Origin of the sequence: Pauljensenia hongkongensis (assembly GCF_001746855.1) — a bacterium.
In the GTDB taxonomy this organism is placed as follows: domain Bacteria; phylum Actinomycetota; class Actinomycetes; order Actinomycetales; family Actinomycetaceae; genus Pauljensenia; species Pauljensenia hongkongensis.
In genome coordinates, this window is the sequence record NZ_CP017298.1 from 33,055 (window position 1) to 34,897 (window position 1,843).

The following is a 1,843-nucleotide window of genomic DNA, read 5'->3' on the forward strand; positions in this document are numbered from 1 at the left end:
CTGCTCATCGCGGCGGTCCTGTGCGCGCTGCTCGCCGCACTGGCCGCGGTCTCCGAGCACCGCAGATCCACCAGCTACGGCCAGGCCGTCGCCCTCGCCGAGGCGGGGGACGCGGCGCGCGCCTACGAGATCCTGTCGGGGCTCGGCGACTACCGCGACGCGCAGGAGCGCGCCCGGGCCCTCGCCGAGCGCGACCCCGCGCTTCCCTACCGGCGGGCCGCCAAGGGCGACAGCGTGGTCTTCGGCTCCTACGAGCAGGACGGCGACCCCGCCAACGGGCCCGAGCCCATCCACTGGACCGTGGTGGACAGGCTCGAGGACCGGATCCTGGTCCTCGGCGCCGAGTGCCTCGAGGGCAGGCAGTACCACCACGTGCCCTTCGAGGACGCCTCCTGGCAGGACAGCGACTTGCGGGCGTGGATGAACGGCGACTTCCACGAGACCGCCTTCACCCCCGCCGAGCGCTCCCTGATCGTGCCCGCGGACAACGCGAACGACCCGCAGTCGATCACGGGGGCGGGCGGCGGCGCCCCGACGACGGACCGCGTCTTCGCGCTCAGCGAGACCGAGAGCGCCATCTACCTCGGTGACGAGGCCTCACGGGACTCCCTCGGGGTCGCAGCGGCCACCGACCACGCGAAGGGGACGGGCCTGCCGGTCGACGAGAACGGGTCGTGCGACTGGTGGCTGCGCTCCCCGGGCACCTACGGCTTCGCCGCGCAGTTCGTCGACGCGACGGGGGCGCCTTCGGCCAGCGGCGCCAACGTCGACGCGGTCTACGGGGCGCGCCCCGCCCTGTGGATCCGCACGGCCGGAGCAGGGGGCGCCCAGTGACGGCCCTGCCACTGACCCTGCGGGGCGTGGCGCTGAGGAGCGTGCGCGCCCACCCCGTGCGCACGGCGGTCCTGCTGTTCGCCGTCGCCGTCCAGGCGGCGTGCGCGCTGATCGGCCTCACACTGGTCGAGGGGGTGGGCGACGGGCTGTCGCTGGCCGAGCAGCGCCTCGGCGCCGACATCGCCGTCTACCCGACCGGTTGCCTCAGCAAGGTCGACAAGGCGCGCCTGCTCATGCTCGGAACGCCCGTGGACTGCAACCGCAAACGCTCGTCACTGGGCCGCCTGGCCTACAACGACGACATCGGGGCGGTCACCCACCAGCTCTACATCGCCGACACCCTTCCCAGCGGCGAGCCACTGTGGATCGTCGGATTCGAGCCGGAGACCGACTTCGTGCTGTCCCCGTGGCTGGAGGGGGGCCCGGGATGGGCGCTCGCGCGCGGCGAGGCCGCCGTGGGCAGCGCGGTCGCCGCCTCCTCCGAAGTCGCCCTCTTCCAGCGCGACCACCCCGTCGCCGCGCGCCTCATGGAGACGGGGTCCGCGCTCGACAACGCCGTCTTCGTCACCATGGAGACACTGGGGGACGTGATCCGCGATTCGGTCGCCGCCGGGGTCGGCGCCTACGCCTCCGTCGATCCCGGGGCCGACTACTCCGCCGCCCTCGTCCGTCTGGGCGACCGGGACCGCAGGCAGGCCGTGACGGACTGGATCAACCTGTACGTGCGCAAGACGACGGCCGTGAAGAGCGAGGCGTCCCTGGCCGGAGCGGCCAGCGGGATCCGCGGGCAACTGGTGGCCACCGCCGCGGCCGCCGTGGGCGTGTGGCTGCTGGTCGTCGCCGCGCTCGCAGTGGTCCAGGCGGTGCTCATGAACGAACGGAGGGGGGAGCTGGGCGTGTGGCGCGTGGTCGGCGCGTCGCCCGCCCGCGTCGCCCGCCTCATGGCGCGCGAGGCGCTGCTGGTTCACGCCGCGGGCGCCTGCGCGGGGACCGCGGTGTGGGCCGCGCT

General features: G+C 74.2%; 2 protein-coding genes. Both read left to right on the plus strand.

Annotated elements, in window-relative coordinates; all coding sequences use genetic code 11:
* The coding region (locus BH719_RS00155) for a DUF6273 domain-containing protein (protein ID WP_245683292.1) at positions 1–834 on the plus strand (834 nt) is incomplete at its 5' end.
* Positions 831–1,843 (plus strand): FtsX-like permease family protein (locus tag BH719_RS00160; RefSeq protein ID WP_009399688.1); only part of this gene is annotated, 1,013 nt, incomplete at its 3' end. The genes BH719_RS00155 and BH719_RS00160, both read left to right, overlap by 4 nt.